Here is a 25,015-nt window from a genome sequence, read left to right on the forward strand (position 1 = left end):
GGGCAACGGCGCGGGCGGTGCCGTCCGGCGGGCAGCGGCGCACTCCGCTTGCCGCCCCGAGCTCACCGCCCCGGGGTACACGACCGGCCATGCGGGGCCGTACCCCCTGGGGGGGGGGGGGGGCCCCGGTTTGGGTGTACCCCCCCCGGGGCCGGGGCGGGCACCGGGGGCGGGGGGTGCCGTCCGGCGGGCAGCGGCGCACTCCGCTGCCCGCCCCGACGACACCGCCCGGGCGACGACGACCGTCCTGCCGTGGCCTACCCCTCGGCGGTGAGCCCCTTGCGCAGCCGGCCCAGGGTCCGGGAGAGCAGTCGGGAGACGTGCATCTGGGAGATGCCCAGTTCCTCACCGATCTCCGACTGGGTCATGTTCGCCACGAACCTCAGCGAGAGGATCTGCCGGTCGCGCTGCGGGAGACCGGCGATCAGCGGCTTCAGGGACTCGATGTACTCGATGCCTTCGAGTCCGTGGTCCTCGTAGCCGATCCGGTCGGTGAGCGCGCTCTCCGAGTCGTCCTCCTCGGGCTGGGCGTCCAGCGAGCTGGCCGTGTAGGCGTTGGCCGCGGCCATGCCCTCGACGACCTCGTCGCGGGACAGCTCCAGGTGCGCCGCGAGTTCGGCGACGGTGGGTGCGCGGTCGAGTCGCTGCGCCAGTTCGTCGCCGGCCTTGGCGAGGTCGAGCCGGAGTTCCTGGAGCCGGCGCGGCACCCGGACCGACCAGCTGGTGTCCCGGAAGAAACGCTTGATCTCGCCGACGATGGTCGGCATCGCGAAGGTGGGGAACTCCACTCCGCGGCTCAGCTCGAAGCGGTCGATCGCCTTGATCAGACCGATCGTGCCGACCTGGATGATGTCCTCCATCGGCTCGCTGCGGGTGCGGAAGCGCGAGGCGGCGAACTTCACCAGGGCGAGGTTCAGCTCGACCAGGGTGTTGCGGACGTAGGCGTGTTCGTGGGTGCCCTCTTCGAGGGTCTCCAGCCGGGCGAACAGGGTCTTCGACAGCGCCCGTGCGTCGGACGGGGCGACCTCGTCGAACGGGGGGATCGGCGGGAGGTCCGCCAGGGTGTCGGGCCGGACGTCGGCGGGCCGGTCGGCCACGGCGACGGCCGCCGGGCGCGTCGCGGCGGGTCCAGCGGGTGTTGCGGTGTCGTCGGGAACTGCGGGACGGGATGCCGACGTCGCTTCGAGGGGCTGCGATACGTCGAGCCGGGGTGACATGTCGTCCTCCATCGTGTCCGGGCATGAGGCTGCCGGTGCCATGCGATCCTGCGGTCTGGCTTGCCTCCGTGCCGGCCGTTTCGAGTGCGGTCTCTACTAGCCCTACCCGCTTTGTTGAATCACTTGCAAGTTTTCTTAGATTCGCAAATGTCCCTTTTGTTGCGGTTGTTCGGGTGTTCCGTGCGTCGCGTAGGGCGTACTGTGCAAGGGCGTCACCCCCTCACATCCACCCCCATCCCCAAGGGCCCGGACGCATCACGGAGGGCCCGAAAGAGAGAGACGGCATGGACCGCGGGACGGTCGGCAGCGCGCATACGAACCGCCTTCTGGTGGACGTGCACACGCACGGATCGAGCGCCGTCGTGACCCCGGCGGGTGAGCTTGACCACCACACCGCCGAACTGCTCCAGGAACCCCTCGACGCCTTCGTCGACGAGGGCGTCACCCGCCTCGTCGTGGACTGCTCCCGCCTGGAGTTCTGCGACTCGACGGGGCTGAACGTCCTCCTCGGCGCCCGGCTCAGGGCCGAGGCCGCCGGCGGCGGAGTGCACCTCGCCGGCATGCTGCCCGTGGTGGCGAGGGTGTTCGAGATCACCGGAGCCGATGCCGTGTTCACGGTGCACGCGACCGTGGACGACGCGCTGCGCGAATGACCGCACGGGTCTCCGTCGACCCCGGCCTCCCGTGTCCCCCCTCCCCCGCGCCGTGCACTTCCCCCGTGAAGTTGCCGGAGTCACACCCGGCATGACCATGTGGGCGGGAAAAGTGGGTGTTCTCACGGATACGCCGGGCAGGAGACCACTCGGCCCCGGACGCCACACGCGCAGACGGGGCGGGATCGTACGGTAGGCCCGCCACCCGGCCGGATCATGTGGGAACTTGGGAACTTGGCACATGCTGCAACTGGTGAACCGGTGAATCGGTGAGGTGAAGCGCTGATGAGCACCACCCGGCCCCGTCCGCCGGGCGACCGCGGCCCGGAGCCACGGAACTCCGTGTCCGGTACCGCCCCGGCCCCGGCGCCCCCCGGCGCGCCCGCACCGAGCACCTCGGACGCGGGCGCCCCCGGTCTGCGCCGGGTCGCCCTGCGCGACGCCCCCGGGGTCGTACCGCTGGCCCGGGACTTCGCCCGACAGGCCCTCTACGACTGGGGGTGGCTCCCCGCCTCGGGCGCCGACCGGCGGGCAGCCGCCGAGGACGTGCTCCTCGTCGTCTCGGAGTTGGTCACCAACGCGTGCCTGCACGCCGAAGGGCCCGAAGAGATGACGATCTGTCACCGGGGCAAGGTGCTGCGGGTCGAGGTGGTCGACCGGGGCAGCGGGTCGCCCGCACCGCGCACCCCGCACCGCGCCGGACGGCCGGGCGGACACGGCATGTTCATCGTCCAACGGCTCTGCCTGGACTGGGGCGTGGTCCGCACCCCCGGCGTCTCCGGCAAGACCGTGTGGGCGGAACTCGGCGCACCGGGCTGACCCGCCCCCCACCCGAGAACGCCGCCGGGGGCGTGACCGCGACCCGATGGTCCCGGTCACGCCCCCGGAGGAACGTCGTGCTCCCGCGCGTCCTACCGCACGCCGCCCAGCAGGGTCTTGACCTGCTTGCGGTACAGGAAGAAGCCCACGCCGGCGAGGATCGCGAGCGTCGCCTCCAGGGCGACGATCCCGGACTTGTTGAGGTCGACACCGGCGATCGACAGCAGGCCGGTGGTGCAGTCGCCCGCGGTCACCGCGAGGAACCAGACGCCCATCATCTGGGAGCCGTACTTCTCCGGCGCCATCTTCGTGGTGACCGACAGGCCGACCGGGGACAGGCACAGCTCGCCCAGCGTCTGCGCGAAGTAGATGGCGACCATCCACCACACGGCGACCTTCGTCCCGTCCCCCGACATGGTCAGCGGGATCAGGAAGACCAGGAACGACGCGCCGACCAGGATCAGCGCCGACGAGAACTTGACGACCGTACTGGGCTCCTTGCCCATCCGGTTCAACGCCAGCCACAACCAGGCGAGGACCGGGGCCAGCGCCATCACCAGCACCGGGTTGATCGACTGGAACCACGAGACGGGGAAGTCGAAGCCGAGCACCGTGGTGTTGGTGGACTCCCGGGCGAACAGCGCCAGCGTCGAGCCGCCCTGGTCGTAGATCATCCAGAACACCGCGGCCGCCGCGAAGAACCAGATGAAACCGGTCATCCGGGTCTGCTCGGTCGCGGACAGGTCCTTGTCCCGCTTGATCCGGGTGAGGACCACGATCGGGATGATCAGACCGGCGAGGGTGATCGGGACCAGCGCCCAGTTCAGGGTGTACAGGCCCGCACCGCCCACGACGCCGTAGAAGACGACGGCGATCGCGAGGAAGATCAGGCCCTTGCGCAGGGTCGACCGGCGCTCGACGTCCGTCAGCGGCGTCGGCACCACGCTGGAACGCGCGCTCAGGTGACGGGTGCCCAGCAGGAACTGGATCAGGCCGATGGCCATGCCCAGCGCGGCGAGCGCGAAGCCGAGGTGCCAGTTCACGCTCTCGCCGATGGTGCCGATGATCAGCGGAGCGGCGAAGGCACCCAGGTTGATGCCCATGTAGAAGACCGTGAAGCCGCCGTCCCGACGGGGGTCGTCCGGGCCGTCGTACAGATGGCCGACCATCGTGGAGATGTTGGCCTTCAGCAGCCCGGACCCGATCGCGACGAGCGCCAGACCGGCGAAGAACGGGGCCTGGCCCGGCAGGGCCAGGGTGATGTGCCCGGCCATGATCACCGAAGCGGCGACGGCGACGGTCTTGCGGGGACCCCAGACGCGGTCACCGAACCAGCCGCCGGGCATGGCGAGGAGGTACACCATCGCCAGGTAGATCGAGTAGATCGCGGTCGCGGTGGTCGCACTGAGGTTCAGACCTCCGGGTGCGACCAGGTACAGCGGAAGCAGGGCCCTCATGCCGTAGAAGCTGAAGCGCTCCCACATCTCGGTCATGAACAGGGTGGCCAGGCCACGGGGGTGGCCGAAGAAGGTCTTCTCACCGGGGATGCCGGGTGATTCCTTCGTCAGGCTGGACGCCATGGGTCGATCCTTGGTGTTCGGGACGCGCGGCGTGGAACGGGAGCGCGCCCGGTGGGGGGCTGGCCGGCACCGGCGCCGCACCGCCCACCCTTACGCCCAAGGGGGGATCCGTTCCGGTCGTCCGGGTGGACCGGCGGGAACGAAGGACGGGAGACACCGGGAGCCACGCCCCGCGCGCGTTCTCGCACCGGGGCCCGGCCACAGGTCATTCCTTTCGAGGCCGACGGGCGGTCGACCCGCACGACGAAGGACCCCGGGCGCGCCATAGCGGCCACGGGGTCCTCAGTACGTGCTACAGGCGTTCTCACACCATACGACACGACTTGCGGGAATTCGGAAGCCTATGCCCGTACCTGAGAGATGGAACACAGGGGCACATGCCCTATCGACACGCATTCAAAGGTCCGACCCAGAGTGCCACCCCACACCCGCAGGTCCGAAATCCCGCCCCGTCCCCGGCTCCCGGCGTCTCCCTGGGCGGCCCCCCACCGGACTACCATCGGGTCATGACCCGTGTACTGCTCGCCGAGGACGACGCGTCCATCTCGGAGCCGCTGGCCCGCGCCCTGCGCCGGGAGGGTTACGAGGTCGAAGTGCGTGAGGACGGACCCACCGCGCTGGAAGCCGGCATGCAGGGCAGCGTCGACCTGGTCGTCCTGGACCTGGGGCTCCCCGGGATGGACGGCCTGGAAGTCGCCCGACGGCTGCGGGCGGAGGGGCACACGGTGCCGATCCTGATCCTGACCGCGCGGGCCGACGAGGTGGACACCGTGGTCGGGCTCGACGCCGGCGCGGACGACTACGTCACCAAGCCGTTCCGGCTCGCCGAGTTGCTGGCCCGGGTCCGGGCGCTGCTGCGGCGGGGCGCGGCCGAGCCGCAGCAGCCGCCGTCCACGCACGGGGTGCGGATCGACGTCGAGTCGCACCGGGCGTGGATGGGGGAGGAGGAGCTCCAGCTCACGGCGAAGGAGTTCGATCTGCTGCGGGTGCTGGTCCGGGACGCGGGGCGGGTCGTCACCCGGGACCAGTTGATGCGGGAGGTCTGGGACACGACGTGGTGGTCCTCCACGAAGACGTTGGACATGCACATCTCTTGGCTGCGCAAGAAGCTGGGCGATGACGCGGCGAATCCGCGGTACATCGCGACGGTTCGGGGGGTCGGGTTCCGCTTCGAAAAGAACTGACCGCTACCCGCGGCGGGGCCCTTACGCTGACCGTCCGGTACGTCCCCCCTGCGGTGCGCTGTCCGGTGCGGGTGCGCTGGTCTTTCGCGCAGTTCCCCGCGCCCCTGATCAGGTGCGTTCAGCCTCAGGTACGCCGTCCCGTGCGGGTGCGCTGTTGATTCGCGCAGTTCCCCGCGCCCCTATCGGGCCCACTCAGCCTCAGGTACACCGTCCCGTGCGGGTGCGCTGTTGTTTTGCGCAGTTCCCCGCGCCCCTATCGGGTGCGTTCGGCCTCGGGTGCGCCGTCCCGTGGCCCGCAGGGGAAGACGTGCCCCTTCAGGGGCGCGGGGAACTGCGCGAAAGACCAACGGACCCGCACCGAACAACGCACCGCCAGGCGAACGGACCCGATAGGGGCGCGGGGAACTGCGCGAAAGACCAGCGCACCCGCACCGAACAACGCACCGCCAGGTGAACGCACCTGATCAGGGGCGCGGGGAACTGCGCGAAAACGACCACGCACCCGCACGGGAAGGCGCAACCACTACGTTACGAGCATGCGCAGAAGGCTGATCCACTCCACCCTCGCGGTCGTCCTCGTGGTCATCGCGGTATTCGGAGTCTCCCTGGTCATCGTCGAGACCCGAACGATCAGCGACAGCGCCCAGGAACGCGTCCGAGCCGAAGCGATCCAACTCGCGAGCATCGTGGACAGCCGCCTCCTCGGCGACCAACGCATCACCAGCGCAGCCCTCAGCGCCCAGGTCGGCTCCGGCCGCTACGCCCGCATCGACATCCCCGACCAGGGCATCGTGGAGATCGGCGAGCCCCCCACGGGCGACGTGATCACCGAGACCGCTCACGGGGAACAGGGCGAGACGGTCACCGTCAAGGAGTCCCGCTCCGCGGTGACCCGCGAGGTGGGCCGCACCCTGGTGATCATCGCCGGCGTCGCCCTGCTCGCGATCGTCGCCGCCGTCCTGCTCGCCGTGCGCCAGGCCAACCGTCTGACCTCCCCGTTCACGGACCTCGCGGAGACCGCCGAGCGCCTGGGCTCGGGCGACCCGCGCCCCCGGCACCGCCGCTACGGCGTCCCCGAGCTGGACCGGGTCGCCGACGTGCTGGACTCCAGCGCGGAACGCATCGCCCGGATGCTGACCGCCGAGCGCCGTCTCGCGGCCGACGCCTCCCACCAGCTGCGGACCCCGCTGACCGCGCTGTCGATGCGGTTGGAGGAGATCACCGTCACCGACGACCTGACCACGGCCCGTGACGAGGCGTCCATCGCCCTGGCCCAGGTGGAACGCCTCACCGACGTGGTGGAGCGCCTGCTCACCAACTCCCGGGACCCCCGTACGGGCTCCGCCGTCTCCTTCGAGCTGGACGAGGTGATCACCCAGCAGCTCGCCGAATGGCGTCCCGCGTACCGGAGCGAGGGCCGGGCGGTCGTCAGCTCCGGCAAGCGGCACCTGCGGGCGGTGGGCACCCCCGGCGCGGTCGCCCAGGTGCTCGCCGCGCTGATCGAGAACTCCCTGGTGCACGGCGGGGGCACGGTGGCCCTGCGGACCAGGGTCACCGGCAACCAGGCGGTCATCGAGGTGACGGACGAGGGCCCCGGCGTCCCGGCGCACCTCGGCTCGCGCATCTTCGAGCGGACGATCAGCGGCCACAACTCCACCGGGATCGGCCTCGCGGTCGCCCGTGACCTCGCCGAGGCGGACGGCGGGCGGCTGGAGATGCTCCAGCTCAGGCCGCCGGTGTTCGGGCTGTTCCTGTCCCGGAGCCAGGTCGCCCGGCCGCCGCGGGGCGGCGACAAGCAGGTCAGGTGAGCTACCGCGTGCGCTGGCCGGACAGCGGGGTCGCGCCGGCGCCGCGGACGCCGCCCGCCGCTCGGGGGTCCGGCACCGGCTGCTCCTCAAGGAAACGTTCCGCCGCGGTGACCGCGGAACCCGTCGGCAGGGCGCGGAACACCCAGGTGCGGTACGACCAGAAGCGGAACAGGGTCGCGACGCCGATGCCGAAGAACTTGAAGAAGTTGCTCTGCAACGGGGTGTCCCAGCCGAAGCCGTAGGTCGCCGCGTAGAGCACGCCGTTCTCGATGACCAGACCGATCGCGCTGAACAGCAGGAACAGGCTCATCTCCCGGGTGCGCCCGCTCTTGTCGCGGTCACGGTAGGTGAAGTACCGGAACCCCAAGTAGTTGAACGCGATCGCGACGATCGTCGCGATGATGCCGGCGCGCACCACGGGCAGCTCGGACACCGCACGCACCAGGTTGAAGACGAGCAGGTTGACGACGATGCCGGCGCCGCCGACCGCGCCGAACTTCAACAACTCGCGCCGCAGGCGTTCCACCCGTCGCCACAACGAACCCTCCGACCGCGCCGGGGCCCCCGTACCACCGTTGGTCATGGTGCCGCCCAGTCCCCGCTCAGTCGGTCGCGCCGTCACGTTCGTCAACCCCACCATGCTAACCAGCTCCCTACCGACCCGCCCGTGGGCATCCGTTTCGGCCACGCGGATACCCTGGGGGCGTGACATTCCCGGTAGTCGGCATGGTCGGCGGGGGCCAGCTCGCGCGCATGACCCACGAAGCAGGCATCCCGCTCGGCATCAGGTTCAAACTCCTCAGCGACACCCCGCAGGATTCCGCGGCCCAGGTCGTCGGCGACGTCGTCATCGGCGACTACCGCGACCTGGACACCCTGCGGGACTTCGCACGCGGTTGTGACGTGATCACCTTCGACCACGAGCACGTGCCCACCGAGCACCTGCGGGCCCTGGAGGCGGACGGCATCCCCGTGCGCCCCGGCCCGGACGCGCTGGTGCACGCCCAGGACAAGGGGGTCATGCGCGCCCGGCTCACCGAGATCGGCGTGCCCTGCCCCCGGCACCGCATCGTCGCGGACCCCGCGGACGTGGTGGCCTTCGCCGCGCAGGGCGCCACGGCGGACTCCCCCGACGGCTTCCCCGTGGTGCTGAAGACGGTGCGCGGCGGCTACGACGGCAAGGGCGTGTGGGTGGTCCGCAGCGCCGAGGAGGCCGCGGAGCCGTTCCGTGCCGGGGTGCCGGTGCTGGCCGAGGAGAAGGTCGACTTCGTCCGGGAGCTGGCCGCGAACGTGGTGCGCTCCCCGCACGGCCAGGCCGTCGCCTACCCGGTGGTGGAGTCCCGACAGGTCGACGGGGTCTGTGACACGGTCATCGCCCCCGCGCCCGACCTGGAGCCCGAGCTCGCCCTGCACGCCGAGGAGATGGCGCTGCGGATCGCCAAGGAGCTGGAGGTGGTCGGGCACCTCGCGGTGGAGCTGTTCGAGACCGCCGACGGCCGGGTCCTCGTCAACGAACTGGCGATGCGGCCCCACAACTCCGGGCACTGGACCCAGGACGGCGCGATCACCTCCCAGTTCGCGAACCACGTCCGTGCCGTGCTCGACCTCCCGCTCGGCGACCCGCGCCCGCGCGCGCCCTGGACGGTCATGTGCAACGTCCTCGGCGGCGACTACCCGGACATGTACTCCGCGTACCTGCACTGCATGGCCCGCGACCCGGGCCTGAAGATCCACATGTACGGCAAGGACGTGAAGCCCGGCCGCAAGGTCGGTCACGTCAACACCCACGGCGACGACCTGGCCGACGTACTGGAACGCGCCCGTCACGCAGCCGGCTACCTCAGAGGAACGATCACCGAATGACCCCGCCGTCGCCCACCGCCACGCTCAGCCGTCCGTCCACCGCCCCGCTCGTGGGCATCGTGATGGGCTCCGACTCGGACTGGCCCGTCATGGAGGCCGCGGCCCAGGCCCTCGACGAGTTCGAGATCCCCTACGAGGTCGGTGTGGTCTCCGCGCACCGCATGCCCCACGAGATGATCGCGTACGGCGAGCAGGCGGCGGACCGCGGGCTGAAGGCGATCATCGCGGGTGCGGGCGGCGCCGCCCACCTGCCGGGCATGCTGGCCTCCGTGACCCCGCTGCCGGTGATCGGCGTGCCCGTTCCGCTGAAGTACCTCGACGGCATGGACAGCCTGCTCTCCATCGTCCAGATGCCCGCCGGGGTGCCCGTCGCGACGGTGTCCGTCGGGGGCGCCCGCAACGCCGGGCTGCTCGCGGCCCGCACCCTCGCCGCGCACGACGAGGAACTCCTCACCCGCATGCGGGAGTTCCAGCAGCAGCTGAACGACCAGGCCACCGAGAAGGGCAAGCGGCTGCGGGCCAAGGTCGAGGGCGGGGCCACCGGCGGCTTCGGCTTCGCGGGCAACAAGTGACCGCCCCCCGCACCACCGACGGGACGGACGCGGACGCCCGGGCCCGGGCGCGGGAGGAGGCGCGGGCCCTGCTGGCGGACTTCCCGGTGGTGGACGGTCACAACGACCTGCCGTGGGCGCTGCGCGAGCAGGTGCGTTACGACCTCGACGCGCGGGACCTCGCCGCCGACCAGAGCGCCCACCTGCACACCGACCTCGCCCGGCTGCGGGCCGGCGGGGTCGGCGCCCAGTACTGGTCCGTGTACGTCCGCACCGACCTCACCGGCGACAGCGCGGTCAGCGCCACGCTCGAACAGATCGACTGCGTACGCCAGTTGATGGACCGTCACCCGACGGATCTGATGCCGGCGAGCACCGCGGCCGATCTGGAACGGGCCCGCCGCGAGGGGCGGATCGCCTCCCTCATGGGGGCGGAGGGCGGCCACTCCATCAACAGTTCGCTCGCCACCCTGCGGGCCCTGTACGCGCTGGGCGTGCGGTACATGACGCTCACCCACAACGACAACGTGCCCTGGGCCGACTCGGCCACGGACGTTCCCGCGGCGGGCGGCCTCACGGAGTTCGGGCGGGAGGTGGTCCGCGAGATGAACCGCCTCGGGATGCTGGTGGACCTCTCGCACGTGGCGGCGACGACCATGCGGGACGCGCTCGACACCAGCGTCGCGCCGGTGATCTTCTCCCACTCCTCGGCACGGGCCGTCTGCGACCACCCCCGCAACGTCCCCGACGACGTCCTGGAGCGGCTGCCGGCCAACGGGGGCGTGGCGATGGTGACCTTCGTGCCGAAGTTCGTCCTCCCGGCCGCCGTCGCGTGGACGGCCGCCGCCGACGAGAACCTGCGGGCGCACGGCTTCCACCACCTGGACACCTCCCCGGAGGCGATGCGGGCGCACCGCGCGTTCGAGGCGGAGCGGCCCCGGCCCGTGGCGCGGGTCGCGGACGTCGCGGACCACCTCGACCACATGCGGGAGGTAGCGGGCGTCGACCACCTCGGCATCGGCGGCGACTACGACGGCACGGCGTTCACGCCGGACGGCCTCTCCGACGTGTCCGGCTATCCGAACCTGATCGCGGAGCTGCGGCTGCGGCGGTGGTCCCGGGCGGACCTCGCGAAGCTGACGTGGTCCAACTCCGTGCGGGTCCTGGCGGACGGCGAGGCGGTCGGGCGGGACCTCGCCGCGCGACGGGCCCCTTCGCACGCGACCCGTCAGGACCTGGACGGCCCGTAGACGTTCGGACCAGGTGCGCGTACGGAGCGGGGGCACTCCCTTGCCGTTTCCCTCCTGCGCTGCAACGCTGGGAAACGCCCCCGCCCACCCGCCCCTTGCGAGTTCCCCATGATCACTGCGGATGACTACGTCGGCCGGGACTTCGCGTGGTTCGGCATCGGGCAGCACCTCGGTTCCGGGGCCGACGCCGAGGTCTTCCTCTGTCGGCACGCGCCGACGCGGCGCTCCTACGTCATGCGATTACCGGCCGCGGAGGACGCGCTGTGGGAGCGGGACACCCCCCTGCTGCCGCCGGTGAACGCCTTGATCGAGCACCCCAACGCCCGCGGGTCCGCCGTGGCGAACGACCTCTACGACGACCTCGAAATCAGCGTGGACGGGCAGCGGGTGGCCTTCTCCACCATTCAGCTCTACGGGGTGCGAGAGGACCGCTACCTCCTCCCGGCCAGCAACACCCATCGGAGGAAAGGGGCCCTCTCCTTCGAAAGGGTCCTGGACGTTCCCGCCGCCCTGACGAGGACGACGCTCTTCTGGGAGAGGGTCCAGCACCTGCTCGCGGCGGACTGCCACTTCCTGGGCAGCGGGCACCTCAGCGAGACCGAGTGGCTGCACCGCTGGGGAGCGCTCCTGCCCCGCAATCCCGCACTCGCCGACGCCCTCGACCTCAGCGAACTCCCGCCCCATGTACGGTCGTTGATCGCGCTTCGCCCGACGGACGGGTTGCCCGTCGGGCCGCAACTGGACGAATCCGCAGTCCTGCGGATCATGTACGGAGTCCTGGCCGGCACGTTCACCCCGGACGACGTCAAGGCCTCGCTGTCGTGTCCGTTCTTCCGGATGAACATCACCGTGCACGACCTCGTCTACGTGCTCGCGCTGTACCGGCTCTACCAACCGGTGGACTGGGTCGAATCGCCCTCGACCTGGCTGGGGCCCCATCACGCGGAGACCCTGCTGGCCCTCCTCGACGGCCTCTCCCGCCAGCCCCTCGACCTGCGCGCCGACCGCTCGGAGTTCGAACGGACCGATCCCCCCGACCGCACGGCACTGGAGCAGTACCCCCTCGTCCTGCAAGACGCGGCCGGGTCGAGGCAGGAGTACGTCGCACTGGAGAGGACGCGGACGTGAGCTACTTCTGGTACGTGTCCCGCTCCAAGCTGGAACTCCTTTCCGAGCAGTACGACAGGAGCGTCCTGGATTCCTTCCGTGGACTCGCCCTGAAGTTCAAGACCCCCGTCGCCGAAGCCGAACTCCGCTTCACCAACGCCGGCCCGGGCCTGGTGAGCGAGGTGCGCCGGGTGGAGAAGCGGATCGTGCAGGACGCGGCCCCGTTGGACTTCGAATGCCTGAGCACCGAGGAGGCGCAGCTGCCGCCCTTCTTCTCCTTCGACACGCCTGCCGCGCGGTTGGTGGAGGAGCGGGGGTTCTGGGTGGCCGGTCACGTCGGCGGGGCCGCCCTCGTACTCGTGGGTGCGGCCCGTCACGCCACCGGAGCGTTCAGCTCGCCCAGCGCGCTCAGCCCCAGTGTCGATCCGCTCCGGGCCATCACGGAGAAGGCGGAGGGCGACTCCGCCCGCGTCCGCGGGGACCTCAGCGGGGCGTCCTCGTACGCGTGGCAGGCGATCATGCGGACCAACGGTCAGAACAAGATCCCGTTGCCCACCGTGCGGGGCATCGCGGTCACCGTGGCCGTGGTCGAAGCGCAACAGCAGCAGACCAGACGTGCCGGCATCCCAGGAATCCAACGCCTGGTGATCGGCACCCCCCTACACATAGAACAAACCTGACCCCGCAAGGCCGCAGCCCGAAGGCTTACGCCGCGGGCCGCCCCATCGCCCGGAACGCCCACCCCGCAGCGCGCCACACCGCAGGCTCCAACGCGTTGCGCCCGTCCAGCACCACCCGCTCCCGAGCGACCGCACCCAACTCGGCCGGGTCCAACTCGCGGAACTCCCGCCACTCCGTGAGGTGCAGCACCACGTCCGCCCCGCGCACCGCGTCCACCGCGGTCGGTGCGTAACCGAGCGTCGGGAACAGCCGCCGCGCGTTGTCCATCCCCTTCGGGTCGTACACGGTCACCTGGCCGCCCTGGAGGTGGATCTGCCCCGCGACGTTCAGCGCCGGCGAGTCCCGTACGTCGTCCGAGTCGGGCTTGAACGTGGCGCCCAGCACCGCGACCCGGCGTCCGAGGAACGACCCGCCGCCCAGCGCTTCGCGGGCCATCTCCACCATCTGGCCGCGCCGCCGCATGTTGATGGAGTCGATCTCCCGCAGGAACGTCAGCGCCTGGTCGGCGCCCAGCTCACCGGCGCGCGCCATGAACGCCCGGATGTCCTTCGGCAGGCAGCCGCCGCCGAACCCGATCCCGGCGCGCAGGAACTTGTTCCCGATCCGCTCGTCGTAGCCGATGGCCTCGGCGAGCTTGACGACGTCCCCGCCGGCGGCCTCGCAGACCTCCGCCATCGCGTTGATGAAGGAGATCTTCGTCGCGAGGAACGAGTTCGCGGCGGTCTTCACCAACTCGGCGGTGGGGAAGTCCGTCACGACGAAGGGCGCCCCCTCCCCGATGGGGGTGGCGTACACCTCGCGCAGCAGCTTCTCGGCGGACGCGCTGCGCACCCCGGCGACGATCCGGTCCGGGTGCAGGGTGTCCCCGACGGCGAACCCCTCGCGCAGGAACTCCGGGTTCCAGGCCAGCTCGGCGCCGTCCCCGGCGGGCGCCAGTTCGGCGAGCCGGGCGGCGAGCCGGTCCGCGCTGCCCACCGGCACGGTCGACTTGCCGACCACCAGGCAGGGCCGTTCCAGGTGTCGGGCGAGCGAGGCGAAGGCGGCGTCGACGTACGACATGTCGCAGGCGTACTCGCCGTGCTTCTGCGGGGTGTTGACGCAGACGAAGTGCACGTCCCCGAAGGCGGCGACCTCCGCCCAGTCCATGGTGAACCGCAGCCGCCCGGTGGACCCCTCGATCCCGGCCACGTGCTTGCGCAGCAGCTCTTCCAGGCCCGGCTCGTACATCGGTACGCGTCCCTCGCCGAGGAGGGCGATCTTCTCGGGGACGACGTCGAGACCCAGGACCTCGAAGCCCAGCTCCGCCATGGCGGCGGCATGGGTGGCACCGAGGTACCCGGTGCCGATCACGGTGATCTTGAGGGGGGCCATGAGTGCTCCGGTACGTAGCGAAGGTCGTGGTCTGCGGCGATCCGGGGTGCCGGTCACGCCCGGCCGAGCATAGTGGGGCGACGAACGGGGCCGTCGTCCGCGTCGAGGTCACGCGGTGGACGGCCGGGACGACGTGTCGCCGAGGTCACCTGGTCCCCCCACTCCCGGGCCCCTAGAATTCGGGGTACTCAACGAGTTACTTAACGGTAGTTAGCAAACTGGGAGCGTGAACCGTGGCTGGCTCGGCAGACAACCCGGCATTCGACCTGTACCGGCCGTCCGAAGAGCACGACATGCTCCGCGAGACGGTCCGCGCGCTCGCGGAGGCCAAGATCACCCCCTTCGCCGCCGCAGTGGACGAGGAGGCCCGTTTCCCCCGGGAGGCGCTGGACGCGCTCGTCGCCGCCGATCTCCACGCGATCCACGTACCGGAGGGTTACGGCGGCGCCGGGGCGGACGCCCTCGCGACGGTGATCGTCATCGAGGAGGTCGCCCGCGCCTGTGCGTCGTCCTCCCTGATCCCGGCCGTCAACAAGCTCGGTTCGCTGCCGGTGATCCTCGCCGGCTCCGAGGAGCTCAAGCGGAAGTACCTCGCCCCCCTGGCCAAGGGCGACGCGATGTTCTCGTACTGCCTGTCCGAGCCGGACGCCGGTTCGGACGCGGCCGGCATGAAGACCCGGGCGGTCCGGGACGGCGACTCCTGGGTGCTGAACGGCGTGAAGCGCTGGATCACCAACGCGGGCGTGTCCGAGTACTACACGGTGATGGCGGTCACGGACCCCGAGCAGCGGACCCGCGGCATCTCGGCGTTCGTGGTGGAGAAGTCCGACGAGGGCGTCTCCTTCGGCGCCCCCGAGCGGAAGCTCGGCATCAAGGGCTCCCCCACCCGCGAGGTGTACCTCGACAACGTCCGCATCCCCGCCGACCGTCTGATCGGCGAGGAGGGCACCGGCTTCGCCACCGCGATGAAGACCCTGGACCACACCCGCATCACCATCGCCGCGCAGGCCCTCGGCATCGCCCAGGGCGCCCTGGACTACGCGAAGGGCTACGTCCGCGAGCGCAAGCAGTTCGGGAAGCCGGTCGGTGACTTCCAGGGCGTCCAGTTCATGCTGGCGGACATGGCGATGAAGCTGGAGGCCGCCCGCCAACTCACCTACGCGGCGGCGGCCAAGTCGGAGCGGGTCGCCCTGGGCGGCACCGAGGACGAGCTGACCTTCTTCGGCGCGGCGGCCAAGTGTTACGCCTCCGACGCGGCGATGGAGATCACCACGGACGCGGTGCAGCTCCTCGGCGGTTACGGGTACACCCGTGACTACCCGCTGGAGCGGATGATGCGGGACGCGAAGATCACGCAGATCTACGAGGGCACGAATCAGATCCAGCGGATCGTCATGGCCCGGAACCTTCCGTAAGGGGCTACGGAGGTCAGACCCTCACGATGACGCCCCTGCCGTTCGCGGCAGGGGCGCACCTCCATCGCGGGCAGGAAGTAGCGAAGCACCGTGGCCTCGCCTTCGAGACCGGCCAGCTCTGCTTGCCGTTTCTCCAGACCTCTGCGCCAGGATGCCCGCTTCCCCTGCCACTCCGAAAATGGCAGCGGCGAGCGAGCCAGACCTGGGTGCGGCCAGCCCGCTCGCGCATGCTGCGGAGTGTTTCTGCCAGGTCTCCTCTTGACCGACCTAGCTGGCTGGGGTCAAGCGTCAAGACCCTTCACGTACTCCTCGAAATGAACTGCGTGCTCCAGGGCCGTGTGCTGCCACGCCCGATAGGGCCCGAGATCGCCTTCGTATGATTCACGATTGATCTGGGTTCCGTCCGGGCGGAAGTTCAGGTGGGCGATGCGGACGTCATCGAACATCCACCAATCCTGCCCAGGGATCGGCAACCGGAAATCAGTTTCCGTCACATCCAGGATACGAATGTCTTCACCGGCCGCGATGTTCCCGGGGATGCCCCAGGCGAACTGGTACCGCTGGTAGTCGGTGAGCGACTGCTGCACGATGCGGACCCGGCCGATGCGCTTGCCGGATTCCACGTATCCGCGCACCCGTTCGTGCCAGCGGGCGTTGTGGTCCGCGGGCTTGTCCTCACCTCGCAGGAAGCGGGCCACGTTCTCCTGCTCGTTGGGCATGGTGTACGTGGGCTGCGCCTCGAACCGCCACGCTTCGCGCTCGAAGGCGTCGAAGAAGCGACGCCAGTCCTCACCAGCCAAGAGCACGGACGGCCTCCCTCAGGACGTGCTCGGGGATCTCGACCAGCCCTTCCCCGGCAGACGGGGTGAACGCGTCGGACGCGTCGCCCTGGACGACGAACGACCCCCTCCTGGTCCGGTAGACGTTCGGGCAATCATCGTCGTCACAGGTGGGTCCGCCCGTGTTGCCGGTGAGGCGGATCAGTTCCTCACGCGCCATGTCGTCCCTCCTCGATCGCAGGGCGGGTCCCTGCTGCCACGAGGACGGTATGCCCACCGCAGACGGCCGGTCTATGACACTTCGCCGATATGCGCGTTGTCGGGTAGATGATCTTGGCGCCCGGTCACGCCTCCGTCGGGGAAGGGCCGGTTCGCGTCGCCGTCCCGTCGCCCCGAGCCCGGATGACGCCGGCGGGGAGCATCACCAGGGCCGTGGTGCCGCCGGAGTCCGAGGGGCGCAACTGGACGCGGATGCCGTGGCGTTGGGACAGTCGGCCGACCACGAACAGGCCCATGCGGCGGGAGACCGACACGTCCACGGTCGGCGGGGCGGCCAGGCGTTCGTTGATCGCGAGCAGTGCTTCCGGGGAGAGGCCGATGCCGGTGTCGTTGATCTCGATGAGCACCCGACCGTCGGGCAGGGCGTGCCCGGTGACCTTGACCTTGGTCTGCGGCGAGGAGAACGAGGTGGCGTTCTCCAGGAGTTCGGCGAGCAGGTGCACCAGGTCGTTGACGACGCGCGCGGCGACCTCGGTGTCCGGTACCAGCCACATCGCGATCCGCTCGTACTGTTCCACCTCGGAGGCCGCGGCGCGCAACACGTCGACCAGTGGCGCCGGACGGGTCCAGTAGCGGCCGGGCTCCTCGCCCGCGAGGACGAGCAGGTTCTCGCCGTTGCGGCGCATGCGGGTCGCAAGGTGGTCCAGTTGGAACAGCGAGGCGAGTTGGCGGGGGTCGGCCTCGCGGGACTCCAGCGCGGAGATCACCGTGAGCTGGCGCCGGACCAGGTCCAGGCAGCGCCGCGAGAGGTTGGCGAGCATCGTGTTGAGGTTCCGGCGCAGCACGGCCTGGTCGACGGCCATCTGCACCGAGGCGCGGTGCACCGAGTCCAAAGCCCGGGCCGCCTGCCCGACGTCGTCCTGGCTGTGGATGCCGACGGAACGCACGAAGGCGTCCACGTCGTCGGATTCGGCCCAGGAGAGCTTCTCGGCCAGTTCGGGCAGCCGCTGCTCGGCCATCTCCTCGGCGGCTTCCCGCAGTTGACGTAATGCGGTGGAACGCTTGAGCACCGTGGGGCGGACCTTCGTGGCCCGTAACGTCGCCTCCTGCACCAGGTCGTTCGCCCGGGCCCGGGCCTCCTCCAGCTGGGCGGCGGCCTGGCGGGCGGCTGCCTGACGCACCAGCCGGGCCTCCCGCTCGGCGCTCTCCAGGTCCTCCCGGTGCCGGTCGGCCCGTTCGGCGGCCTCGGCCCGGCGCCGCTGCTCCTGCCGCTCCTGCCGTTGCTGTTCCTCCCGCTCGGCCGCCTCCTGGGCGACGGCCAGTTCCGCTTCCAGCAACTTGCAGCGCACCCGTACGCCGTCCCGTTCCTGCTCGGCCTCGCGCAGCCGCTTCTCCAGATGGGTGACCTTGTCCCGCAGGCGGGTGCACGCCCCCTCCAGCTCCTCCTTGCGCGCCCGGTGCCGTTCCAGGTCCACCCGCAGCAGGCCCCGTTCCCGCTGCTGCGCCGCCTCGACCTCACGGAGCTGCGAGGCGAGTTCCCGGAGCTCCCGTCGCTCCCCCGCGACGGCCGTCCGCAGTTCGCCGCGTTCGAGTTCCAGCTCCCCCTCGTGCATGACGGCGTCCTCCAGTCGGTCCATGGCCAACTGCTCCTGGTACCGGGCCGGGTTCTCCGTCTGCAACGCATCGAGGTGCAGTTGGTACAGCCTGCTCCGCGCCTGTGCGCTGACCTCCACCCCGCGGGCCTTGCAGGCCGACGTGAGCAGCCAGTCGAGGAAGTCCTTCCGCGGAATGCGTTCTCCGCTCAGATAGCGGGAGACCGCGGCGGTGCTGATGTCGTGATAGGCCACGAACTGGCGTTGCGACTGGCCCGATCCCTTCATCAGACGGCGCAGGGCCAACGCCAGGTCCCGTGCCTGCGGACTCAGCTTCGACGACAGCGACTGGCGCCCCTCCACCTCGTCGAAGCACGGTTCCTCGTGATCAGCGTCTTCCGTCACCACCGTCTCCTCCCCGACCTCCCCGGGACGTTCGTCGAAGAACCCGGACGCGTGCGCAGTTCGATGTCGTGTGTTGCTCGACCGTGTCGTTCCGCGGTGCTGCGCGGACGGATCGTGCCTGTTCCCGCATTTGATCATTGACTCCGGGAAGTGCGCCTAATCGATGATGGAGTTGAAGAACGCCACGGCCGCGGCGAATGCCGCCACCCCTACCATGACCGGCTGTGCATGGTCGCCGCCGCGGGAATGGACGGTCAGTATCCCTGCTCCCACACCGACGAGAACACCCAACAGCAGAACCAACGCCGAGCGCGGGGTCAGCAGAGATCGATTCACGTGAACCCTCCTGGACACGGGGCGCTCCGCACGCGGACGAACGGGAGCACCGGGGCCGTCTTACGGTGATCTCAGTGTCACCCGTGGGAAAGGTGTTCCCGGCCGGGAACGGGGTGTTCCCGTGCAAGTGGGAACACTTTTCCACGGACCCGACGGACCGAGTGGTCCATACCTATTCCGTGGCGCCCACGGTTTTCAGCGCATTCTCGGAGCGCCCCTTGGACAACCGGGCATTGACGATCAACGGGGCGGGACGGAGTCGGATTCGCGCCGCGTGCGAGACTCCCCGCATGGATCTGCCTGCCCGCGCCGCGCGCCCCGTCCTGCCGGCCCTCGGAGCGGTGCTCGCCGCTCTCGCCCTGACCGCGTGCAGCGGGGCGGCGGGCTCGGGTGGCGGCGGGGGCTCCGCGGTCGACGGGCTCGGCATTCGGACGGTGGTCGAGGAGGAGCGTCCGGACGCACCGGAGTTGCGCGGCGAGACGCTGGACGGCGAGCGGCTGGACCTGGGGGGACCGCAGTACGCGGGCAAGGTCGTCGTCGTCAATGTGTGGGGGTCGTGGTGCGTGCCGTGCCGCGCCGAGGCCAAGCACCTCGTCAAGGCGGCCGAACGGACCGAGGACCGTGGCGTGGCGTTCGTGGGCATCAACACCCGTGACCCGGGCAAGGGACCGGCCCGCGCCTTCGAGGAGGAGTACGGCGTCCCGTACCCGAGCTTCTACGACCCCGCGGGCAAGCTCCTGTTGCGCTTCCCCAAGGGCTATCTGCACCCGCAGAGCATTCCCTCGACCGTCGTCATCGACCGGAACGGCAAGGTCGCGGCGAGCAAGATCGGCGACCTCGACGAGCGGCATCTACGCCGGATGATAGACCCGTTGCTCACACCGAAGAGGTAGGCGGCGCCAGCCCGTCGCGTACGGCGGAAGGCGACCGTAAGCGATCCGTAAGCGGCTGTCGGCAAGCTGAGGGCAGATCAGGACGGCGAGACCGAGAGGAACCACCATGCGCACGTTCAAGCTCCAGGTGCAGATGAGCGTCGACGGCTACATGTCCGGCCCGAACGGGGAGATGGACTGGCTGACGTACCCGGAGGGCGAGGACATCAGTGCGTACACGACCGGGCTGGCCGAGCGGGTCGACACCATCGTGCTGGGCCGCAAGCTCGCCGAGGGCTTCATCCCGCACTGGGCGGCCGGGCCCGAGGACGAGCCCAAGGAGGCCGTCGACCAGATCAACCGGGCGCACAAGGTCGTGATCTCCCGCACCCTGACCGCATCGCCGTGGGAGAACACGGTGATCGAGGGCGGCGACCTGACGGAGACCGTCACCCGGCTGAAGGAGCGGGCCGGTGGGGACCTCATCGTCTACGGGGGCGGCACCCTGGTGGCTGAGCTGATTGCACGTCAGCTGATCGACGAGCTGCACGTGTTCGTCAACCCGGTGGCGCTCGGTGGCGGGATGCCCGTCTTCGGGGGGCCGGGCGCGTACCGCGGCTTCCGGCTCGTCGACGCCCGGCCGTTCGCCTGCGGCATCACCGCGCTGCGGCTGGAGCCGAAGCGGTCCTGAGCGGGTGGCGGGCGCGCGGGGGGTTGCCCGCGCAGTTCCCCGCGCCCCTTCGGGTACGTCCCCCTGGTGGTGCGTTGTTCTGTGCGGGTGCGCGGTGGCTTTGCGCAGTTCCCCGCGCCCCTATCGGGTGCGATCTGGTGGGCGTGCGCTGTCCCTGTGCGGGTGCGCGGTGGTTTTGCGCAGTTCCCCGCGCCCCTATCGGGGGCGGGTCTCACCGGAGCAGATCCGCCCGCCCGTTGGGAACACCAGACGCCCACCAGATCGCGCCCGATAGGGGGCGCGGGGAACTGCGCGAGCAGCCACGACGCACCCGCACGGGACCAGCGCACGCCCGAGCGGAACCGCGCAGAGGGGGACGTACCGAAGGGGTGGCCCTACTCCTTCAGCGCCGCGATCGCCTCGCGCAGCACCCGCGCCGGCTCGGGGACGAGGGTGTGGACACCGTCGCGGACCACGTGCCGCCCGGCAACCACGGTGTGGCGCACGTCCGCGGCCGTGCCGGCGAAGACGACCGCCTCGGCCACCAGCCGGGGCGGCGGACCCGCCGTGCGGACGCTGTCGAGGGCGACGGTGGTGAAGTCGGCGAGGGCGCCCGGCGCGAGCGTGCCGCCGTCGGGCCAGCCGAGGGCCGCGTACCCGTCGGGGGACGCGGCCCGCAACAGTGCGGCCGTGGTCCAGTGGCCCCGGATGCGGGTGCGGAGCCGTTCGTTCAGTTCGAGCGCCCGGGCCTCCTCCAGCAGGTCGATCACGGCGTGGCTGTCGGAGCCGAGGCAGAGCGGTGAACCCGCCTTCTGGAGGTCGCGGGCCCGGCCGATGCCGTCGGCGAGGTCGCGTTCGGTGGTCGGGCACATGCAGGTGCCGGTCGACCGCGAGCCGATCAGCTCGATGTCCGCGGGGGTGAGGTGGGTGTGGTGGACGCCGGTGGTGCGGGGGCCGAGGACCCCGTGGTCGGCGAGGAGCCGGACGGGCGTGCAGCCGTACGCGCGCAGGGAGCCCTCGTTCTCCGCGGGCTGTTCCGAGACGTGCACGTGCAGGGGCGCCCCGCGCTCGGCGGCCCACTGCGTGACGGCGGGGAACTGGTCGACGGGCACGGCCCGGACCGAGTGGATCGCCGCGCCGATGCGGGTGTGCGGTGACTCCCGCAGGGCGTCGACGCGCTCGGCCCACGCCCCGGTGGAACCGTCCGAGAAGCGGAGCTGGTGGTGGGTGGGGGGTTCGCCGAAGCCGGCGGAAAGGTACGCGGTGTCCAGCAGCGTGATGCGGATGCCGGCGTCGGCCGCCGCCTGGATCAGGGCCTCGCCCATCGCGTTGGGGTCGCCGTAGCGGGTGCCGCCCGGGGCGTGGTGGAGGTAGTGGAACTCCCCGACGACGGTGATCCCGGCGAGGGCCATCTCCGCGTACACCGCGCGGGCCAGCGCCAGGTAGGTGTCCGGGTCCAGCCGGTCGGCCACCGAGTACATGACCTCCCGCCAGGTCCAGAAGGTGCCCGCCCCGGCTTGGACGGTGCCGCGCAGCGCCCGGTGGAAGGCGTGCGAGTGGGCGTTGGCGAGACCGGGCAGCGTCAGGCCCCGCAGGACTTCGACGCCCGGGGGCGGGGCGGCGACCCCGGTGCGGACCGTGTCGATGCGTCCGCCAGGTCCGGTCCGCAGCAGGACGCCCGGTTCGGCGGCCCTCTCCAGCCAGGCGTACTCCAACCAGTACGTACGCGGCACGCCGCCGCCCAGGTCCGCCGTCATCGGCATGCGAGTCCTTCCAGTACGTCGGTGAGCGCGGCCACCCCCGCCAGGCAGTCGTCCTCGGTCGCCCGTTCGGCCGGGGAGTGGGAGACGCCGGTGGGGTTGCGCACGAACAGCATCGCGGTCGGGACGCTCCCGGAGAGGATTCCGGCGTCGTGTCCCGCGCCCGTGCCGAGGACGGGGACCGGCGGGCGGCTGCCGCAGCGGGTGAGCAGCCGGCCCAGTTCGTCACGGAGGGCGTGTGCGAACTCCACCACGGGGGTGAACGATTCACGGGCCACGGCGAGGTCGACGCCGTGCCGTCCGGCGTGCTCGTGGGCGGCCCGTTCGATCTCGGCGACGACCCGGTCGAGGGTGGGCTGGTCGGTGGCGCGCGAGTCCAGCCAGCCCTGGACGAGGGACGGCACGGCGTTGACGCCGTTGGGGGCGACGGCGACCTTGCCGAAGGTGGCGACGGCGCCCGCGAGCCGGGCCGCCCGGCGGGCCGCGAGCACGGTCTCCGCGTACGGGAGCATCGGGTCGCGGCGGTCCTCGATCCGGGTGGTGCCGGCGTGGTTGGCCTCGCCCCGGAAGTCGAAGCGCCAGCGGCCGTGCGGCCAGATCGCGGAGGCCACGCCGACCGGGTCGCCGGTCAGGTCGAGCGCCCGCCCCTGTTCGACGTGGAGTTCCACGAAGGCGCCGATCCGGGCCAGCCGCTCGGGGTCGGGGCCGAGAGTCTCGGGGTCGTACCCGGCGGCCTCCATCGCCGCGGGCAGGGTGGTGCCCTCCGCGTCGGTGAGCGCGAACGCCTCCGCCCGGGTGAGGCGGCCGGCGGCGAGCCGGGAGCCGACGCAGGCGAGACCGAAGCGGGCGCCCTCCTCGTCACCGAAGTTGACGATCGCGAGCGGCCGGCGGAACTCGACTCCCCTGCCGCGGAGTTCGTCCAGCGCGGCGAAGGCGGAGACGATGCCGAGGGGGCCGTCGAAGGCGCCGCCGTCGGGGACCGAGTCGAGGTGCGAGCCGGTCACCACGGCGTCGCCCCGGGTCGGATCGCCGAGCCACGCCCACTGGTTGCCGTTGCGGTCGGTCTCCTGGGCGAGTCCGCGCCGCCCGGCCTGCTCACGGAACCAGGCACGGCACTCGGCGTCGGCGCCCGTCCAGGCGAAGCGGCGGTAGCCGCCGGTGCGGGGGTCCCGGCCGAGCGGGGCGAGCTCGCCCCACATCTGGTGGAAGCTCATGCGTCCGCCCGCCCCTCCCGCATGGGGACGCGCACGTCCTGCGCCGCCGCGACCCGTTCGGCCTCCTCGTAGCCGGCGTCGACGTGGCGGATCACGCCCATCCCGGGGTCGTTGGTGAGCACCCGGCGGATCTTCTCGCCCGCGAGCGGCGTGCCGTCCGCGACGGTGACCTGCCCGGCGTGGATCGAGCGGCCCATGCCCACCCCGCCGCCGTGGTGGAGGGAGACCCAGGAGGCGCCCGAGGCCACGTTGACCATGGCGTTCAGCAGCGGCCAGTCGGCGATGGCGTCGGAGCCGTCGCGCATGGCCTCGGTCTCCCGGTACGGGGAGGCGACCGATCCGCAGTCCAGGTGGTCCCGGCCGATGACGACGGGCGCGGACAGTTCACCGCTGGCGACCATGTCGTTGAAGCGTTCCCCGGCCCGGTCCCGTTCGCCGTAACCGAGCCAGCAGATCCGGGCGGGCAGGCCCTGGTAGTGGACCCGGTCCCGGGCGAGGCTGATCCAGCGGCGCAGCGACTCGTTCTCCGGGAACAGGTCGAGGACCGCGCGGTCGGTGGCGGCGATGTCCTTCGGGTCGCCGGACAGCGCCGCCCAGCGGAACGGGCCGCGCCCCTCGCAGAACAACGGTCGGATGTAGGCGGGCACGAAACCCGGGAAGTCGAACGCGCGCTCGTAGCCGTGGAGTTGGGCCTCGCCGCGGATGCTGTTCCCGTAGTCGAAGACCTCGGCGCCCGCGTCCAGGAAGCCGACCATGGCTGCCACGTGCCGGGCCATGGACTCCCGGGCCCGGGCGGTGAACTCGGCGGGCCGCTCGGCAGCGTAGGTCGCCATGTCCGCGAAGTCCACGCCGACCGGGAGGTAGGCGAGCGGGTCGTGGGCGGAGGTCTGGTCGGTGACGACGTCGATCGGCGCGCCCTCGGCGAGCAGTTGGGGCAGGAGGTCCGCGGCGTTGCCGAGGAGGCCGATGGAGAGCGGGCGGCGGGCGTCGCGGGCCTCGACCGCGAGGCGCAGGGCGTGCGCGGGGGAGTCCGCCCGCACGTCGAGGTACCGGTGGGCGATCCGGCGCTCGATGGCCCGTGGGTCGCAGTCGATGCAGATCGCCACCCCGTCGTTCATGGTGACGGCGAGGGGTTGGGCGCCGCCCATGCCGCCGAGCCCCGCGGTGAGGGTGATCGTCCCGGCGAGGGTGCCGCCGAACCGCTTGGCGGCGACCGCGGCGAAGGTCTCGTAGGTGCCCTGGAGGATGCCCTGGGTGCCGATGTAGATCCAGGAACCGGCGGTCATCTGCCCGTACATGGTGAGCCCGAGGGCTTCGAGGCGGCGGAACTCGTCCCAGTTGGCCCAGTCGCCGACCAGGTGGGAGTTGGCGATGAGCACCCGGGGCGCCCATTCGTGGGTGGTCATCACCCCGACCGGGCGGCCCGATTGGACGAGCATCGTCTCGTCCTGCTTCAGGGTGCGCAGGGTGCGGACCATGGCGTCGTAGGAGGCCCAGTCGCGGGCGGCCTTGCCGGTGCCGCCGTAGACGACGAGCCGGTCGGGGTGTTCGGCCACCTCGGGGTCGAGGTTGTTCTGGAGCATCCGCAGCGCGGCCTCCTGCTGCCACCCCAGGGCGCTCAGTTCCGTGCCGCGCGCTGCTCGTACGGGGCGGGGTCCTGACATGGTCT

General features: G+C 71.1%; 22 protein-coding genes and 1 pseudogene. 12 read left to right on the forward strand and 11 right to left on the reverse strand.

Features of this window, described 5'->3' with window-relative positions:
- Window positions 1-257 precede the first annotated feature (257 nt).
- Window positions 258-1,229, reverse strand: coding sequence for an RNA polymerase sigma factor SigF (locus ACFWIA_RS00335; protein ID WP_386999174.1), 972 nt, complete (start codon window positions 1,227-1,229; stop codon window positions 258-260).
- Window positions 1,230-1,501: 272 nt separating this feature from the next.
- On the opposite strand from ACFWIA_RS00335, the gene ACFWIA_RS00340 reads away from it, so the two are divergent.
- Together ACFWIA_RS00340 and ACFWIA_RS00345 are read left to right on the forward strand one after the other, a co-directional pair.
- The gene (locus ACFWIA_RS00340) at window positions 1,502-1,870 is read left to right on the forward strand and encodes an STAS domain-containing protein (RefSeq protein WP_385486470.1); all 369 of its coding nucleotides are present in this window, start codon (window positions 1,502-1,504) and stop codon (window positions 1,868-1,870) included.
- Window positions 1,871-2,155: 285 nt separating this feature from the next.
- Window positions 2,156-2,689, forward strand: a complete 534-nt coding sequence (locus ACFWIA_RS00345) for an ATP-binding protein (protein WP_386998813.1) — start codon at window positions 2,156-2,158, stop codon at window positions 2,687-2,689.
- Between the two features lie 92 nt (window positions 2,690-2,781).
- Here the strand turns inward: ACFWIA_RS00345 and ACFWIA_RS00350 are convergent, their stop codons facing one another.
- On the reverse strand, window positions 2,782-4,269 hold the full coding sequence (locus ACFWIA_RS00350) for a peptide MFS transporter (RefSeq protein ID WP_386998815.1): 1,488 nt from the start codon (window positions 4,267-4,269) through the stop codon (window positions 2,782-2,784).
- 506 nt (window positions 4,270-4,775) lie between these two features.
- Here ACFWIA_RS00350 and ACFWIA_RS00355 point away from each other — a divergent pair.
- Together ACFWIA_RS00355 and ACFWIA_RS00360 are read left to right on the forward strand one after the other, a co-directional pair.
- Window positions 4,776-5,453: a response regulator transcription factor gene (locus tag ACFWIA_RS00355; protein ID WP_385486476.1), complete on the forward strand. Its 678-nt coding sequence runs from the start codon at window positions 4,776-4,778 to the stop codon at window positions 5,451-5,453.
- Between the two features lie 536 nt (window positions 5,454-5,989).
- On the forward strand, window positions 5,990-7,261 hold the full coding sequence (locus ACFWIA_RS00360; RefSeq protein ID WP_386998818.1) for an ATP-binding protein: 1,272 nt from the start codon (window positions 5,990-5,992) through the stop codon (window positions 7,259-7,261).
- Between the two features lies 1 nt (window position 7,262).
- Here ACFWIA_RS00360 and ACFWIA_RS00365 read toward each other — a convergent pair whose 3' ends face one another.
- Window positions 7,263-7,844 (reverse strand): GtrA family protein, encoded by a 582-nt coding sequence (locus tag ACFWIA_RS00365; RefSeq protein ID WP_386999176.1) that lies wholly within the window; start codon window positions 7,842-7,844, stop codon window positions 7,263-7,265.
- 122 nt (window positions 7,845-7,966) lie between these two features.
- Here ACFWIA_RS00365 and ACFWIA_RS00370 point away from each other — a divergent pair, with 122 nt between their 5' ends.
- The 5 genes from ACFWIA_RS00370 (at window position 7,967) to ACFWIA_RS00390 (ending at window position 12,712) form a co-directional block, all read left to right on the forward strand.
- Window positions 7,967-9,124 (forward strand): 5-(carboxyamino)imidazole ribonucleotide synthase, encoded by a 1,158-nt coding sequence (locus tag ACFWIA_RS00370; protein ID WP_385486480.1) that lies wholly within the window; start codon window positions 7,967-7,969, stop codon window positions 9,122-9,124.
- Window positions 9,121-9,696: a 5-(carboxyamino)imidazole ribonucleotide mutase gene (gene purE / locus ACFWIA_RS00375; RefSeq protein WP_386998820.1), complete on the forward strand. Its 576-nt coding sequence runs from the start codon at window positions 9,121-9,123 to the stop codon at window positions 9,694-9,696. The genes ACFWIA_RS00370 and purE overlap by 4 nt, the downstream gene beginning before the upstream one ends.
- Window positions 9,693-10,925, forward strand: coding sequence for a dipeptidase (locus ACFWIA_RS00380; RefSeq protein WP_386998822.1), 1,233 nt, complete (start codon window positions 9,693-9,695; stop codon window positions 10,923-10,925). The genes purE and ACFWIA_RS00380 overlap by 4 nt, the downstream gene beginning before the upstream one ends.
- Before the next feature lie 108 nt (window positions 10,926-11,033).
- Window positions 11,034-12,053 (forward strand): hypothetical protein, encoded by a 1,020-nt coding sequence (locus tag ACFWIA_RS00385; RefSeq protein ID WP_386998823.1) that lies wholly within the window; start codon window positions 11,034-11,036, stop codon window positions 12,051-12,053.
- Window positions 12,050-12,712, forward strand: coding sequence for a DUF7019 family protein (locus ACFWIA_RS00390; RefSeq protein ID WP_386998825.1), 663 nt, complete (start codon window positions 12,050-12,052; stop codon window positions 12,710-12,712). Before ACFWIA_RS00385 ends, ACFWIA_RS00390 begins: the two co-directional genes overlap by 4 nt.
- Window positions 12,713-12,737: 25 nt before the next feature.
- On the opposite strand, the gene ACFWIA_RS00395 is transcribed toward ACFWIA_RS00390, so the two are convergent.
- Window positions 12,738-14,084 carry a UDP-glucose dehydrogenase family protein gene (locus tag ACFWIA_RS00395; protein WP_386998828.1) on the reverse strand — a complete coding sequence of 449 codons (1,347 nt, stop codon included), beginning with the start codon at window positions 14,082-14,084 and terminating at the stop codon, window positions 12,738-12,740.
- Window positions 14,085-14,317: 233 nt separating this feature from the next.
- Here ACFWIA_RS00395 and ACFWIA_RS00400 point away from each other — a divergent pair, with 233 nt between their 5' ends.
- Window positions 14,318-15,499 (forward strand): acyl-CoA dehydrogenase family protein, encoded by a 1,182-nt coding sequence (locus ACFWIA_RS00400; RefSeq protein ID WP_386998830.1) that lies wholly within the window; start codon window positions 14,318-14,320, stop codon window positions 15,497-15,499.
- A gap of 281 nt (window positions 15,500-15,780) precedes the next feature.
- Here ACFWIA_RS00400 and ACFWIA_RS00405 read toward each other — a convergent pair whose 3' ends face one another.
- From ACFWIA_RS00405 to ACFWIA_RS00420, 4 genes and pseudogenes are all read right to left on the reverse strand, one after another.
- Window positions 15,781-16,305, reverse strand: a complete 525-nt coding sequence (locus tag ACFWIA_RS00405; RefSeq protein ID WP_386998832.1) for a DUF6879 family protein — start codon at window positions 16,303-16,305, stop codon at window positions 15,781-15,783.
- Window positions 16,289-16,498, reverse strand: a complete 210-nt coding sequence (locus ACFWIA_RS00410) for a hypothetical protein (RefSeq protein ID WP_386998834.1) — start codon at window positions 16,496-16,498, stop codon at window positions 16,289-16,291. The genes ACFWIA_RS00405 and ACFWIA_RS00410 overlap by 17 nt, the downstream gene beginning before the upstream one ends.
- A 184-nt stretch (window positions 16,499-16,682) precedes the next feature.
- Window positions 16,683-17,708: pseudogene (locus ACFWIA_RS00415) on the reverse strand (sensor histidine kinase); the annotation flags it as partial.
- Between the two features lie 942 nt (window positions 17,709-18,650).
- Window positions 18,651-18,830, reverse strand: coding sequence for a hypothetical protein (locus tag ACFWIA_RS00420; protein ID WP_386998836.1), 180 nt, complete (start codon window positions 18,828-18,830; stop codon window positions 18,651-18,653).
- 290 nt (window positions 18,831-19,120) lie between these two features.
- Here ACFWIA_RS00420 and ACFWIA_RS00425 point away from each other — a divergent pair, with 290 nt between their 5' ends.
- Together ACFWIA_RS00425 and ACFWIA_RS00430 are read left to right on the forward strand one after the other, a co-directional pair.
- A complete protein-coding gene (locus tag ACFWIA_RS00425; RefSeq protein ID WP_386998837.1) occupies window positions 19,121-19,723 on the forward strand; it encodes a TlpA family protein disulfide reductase in 603 nt (200 codons plus the stop codon).
- A gap of 106 nt (window positions 19,724-19,829) precedes the next feature.
- Window positions 19,830-20,393 (forward strand): dihydrofolate reductase family protein, encoded by a 564-nt coding sequence (locus ACFWIA_RS00430; RefSeq protein WP_386998839.1) that lies wholly within the window; start codon window positions 19,830-19,832, stop codon window positions 20,391-20,393.
- Between the two features lie 374 nt (window positions 20,394-20,767).
- Here ACFWIA_RS00430 and ACFWIA_RS00435 read toward each other — a convergent pair whose 3' ends face one another.
- Genes ACFWIA_RS00435 through hutU form a run of 3 tightly spaced genes read right to left on the reverse strand, consistent with a single transcriptional unit; the run spans window position 20,768 to window position 25,010 of the window.
- Entirely contained in the window at window positions 20,768-22,135 is a 1,368-nt protein-coding gene (locus ACFWIA_RS00435; RefSeq protein WP_386998841.1) for a formimidoylglutamate deiminase, read from the reverse strand.
- Window positions 22,126-23,346, reverse strand: a complete 1,221-nt coding sequence (locus ACFWIA_RS00440; protein ID WP_386998843.1) for an allantoate amidohydrolase — start codon at window positions 23,344-23,346, stop codon at window positions 22,126-22,128. The genes ACFWIA_RS00435 and ACFWIA_RS00440 overlap by 10 nt, the downstream gene beginning before the upstream one ends.
- Window positions 23,343-25,010, reverse strand: a complete 1,668-nt coding sequence (hutU, locus tag ACFWIA_RS00445; RefSeq protein ID WP_386998845.1) for a urocanate hydratase — start codon at window positions 25,008-25,010, stop codon at window positions 23,343-23,345. The genes ACFWIA_RS00440 and hutU overlap by 4 nt, the downstream gene beginning before the upstream one ends.
- Window positions 25,011-25,015 lie beyond the last annotated feature (5 nt).

Source organism: Streptomyces sp. NPDC127068 (genome assembly GCF_042724695.1).
GTDB lineage: Bacteria > Actinomycetota > Actinomycetes > Streptomycetales > Streptomycetaceae > Streptomyces.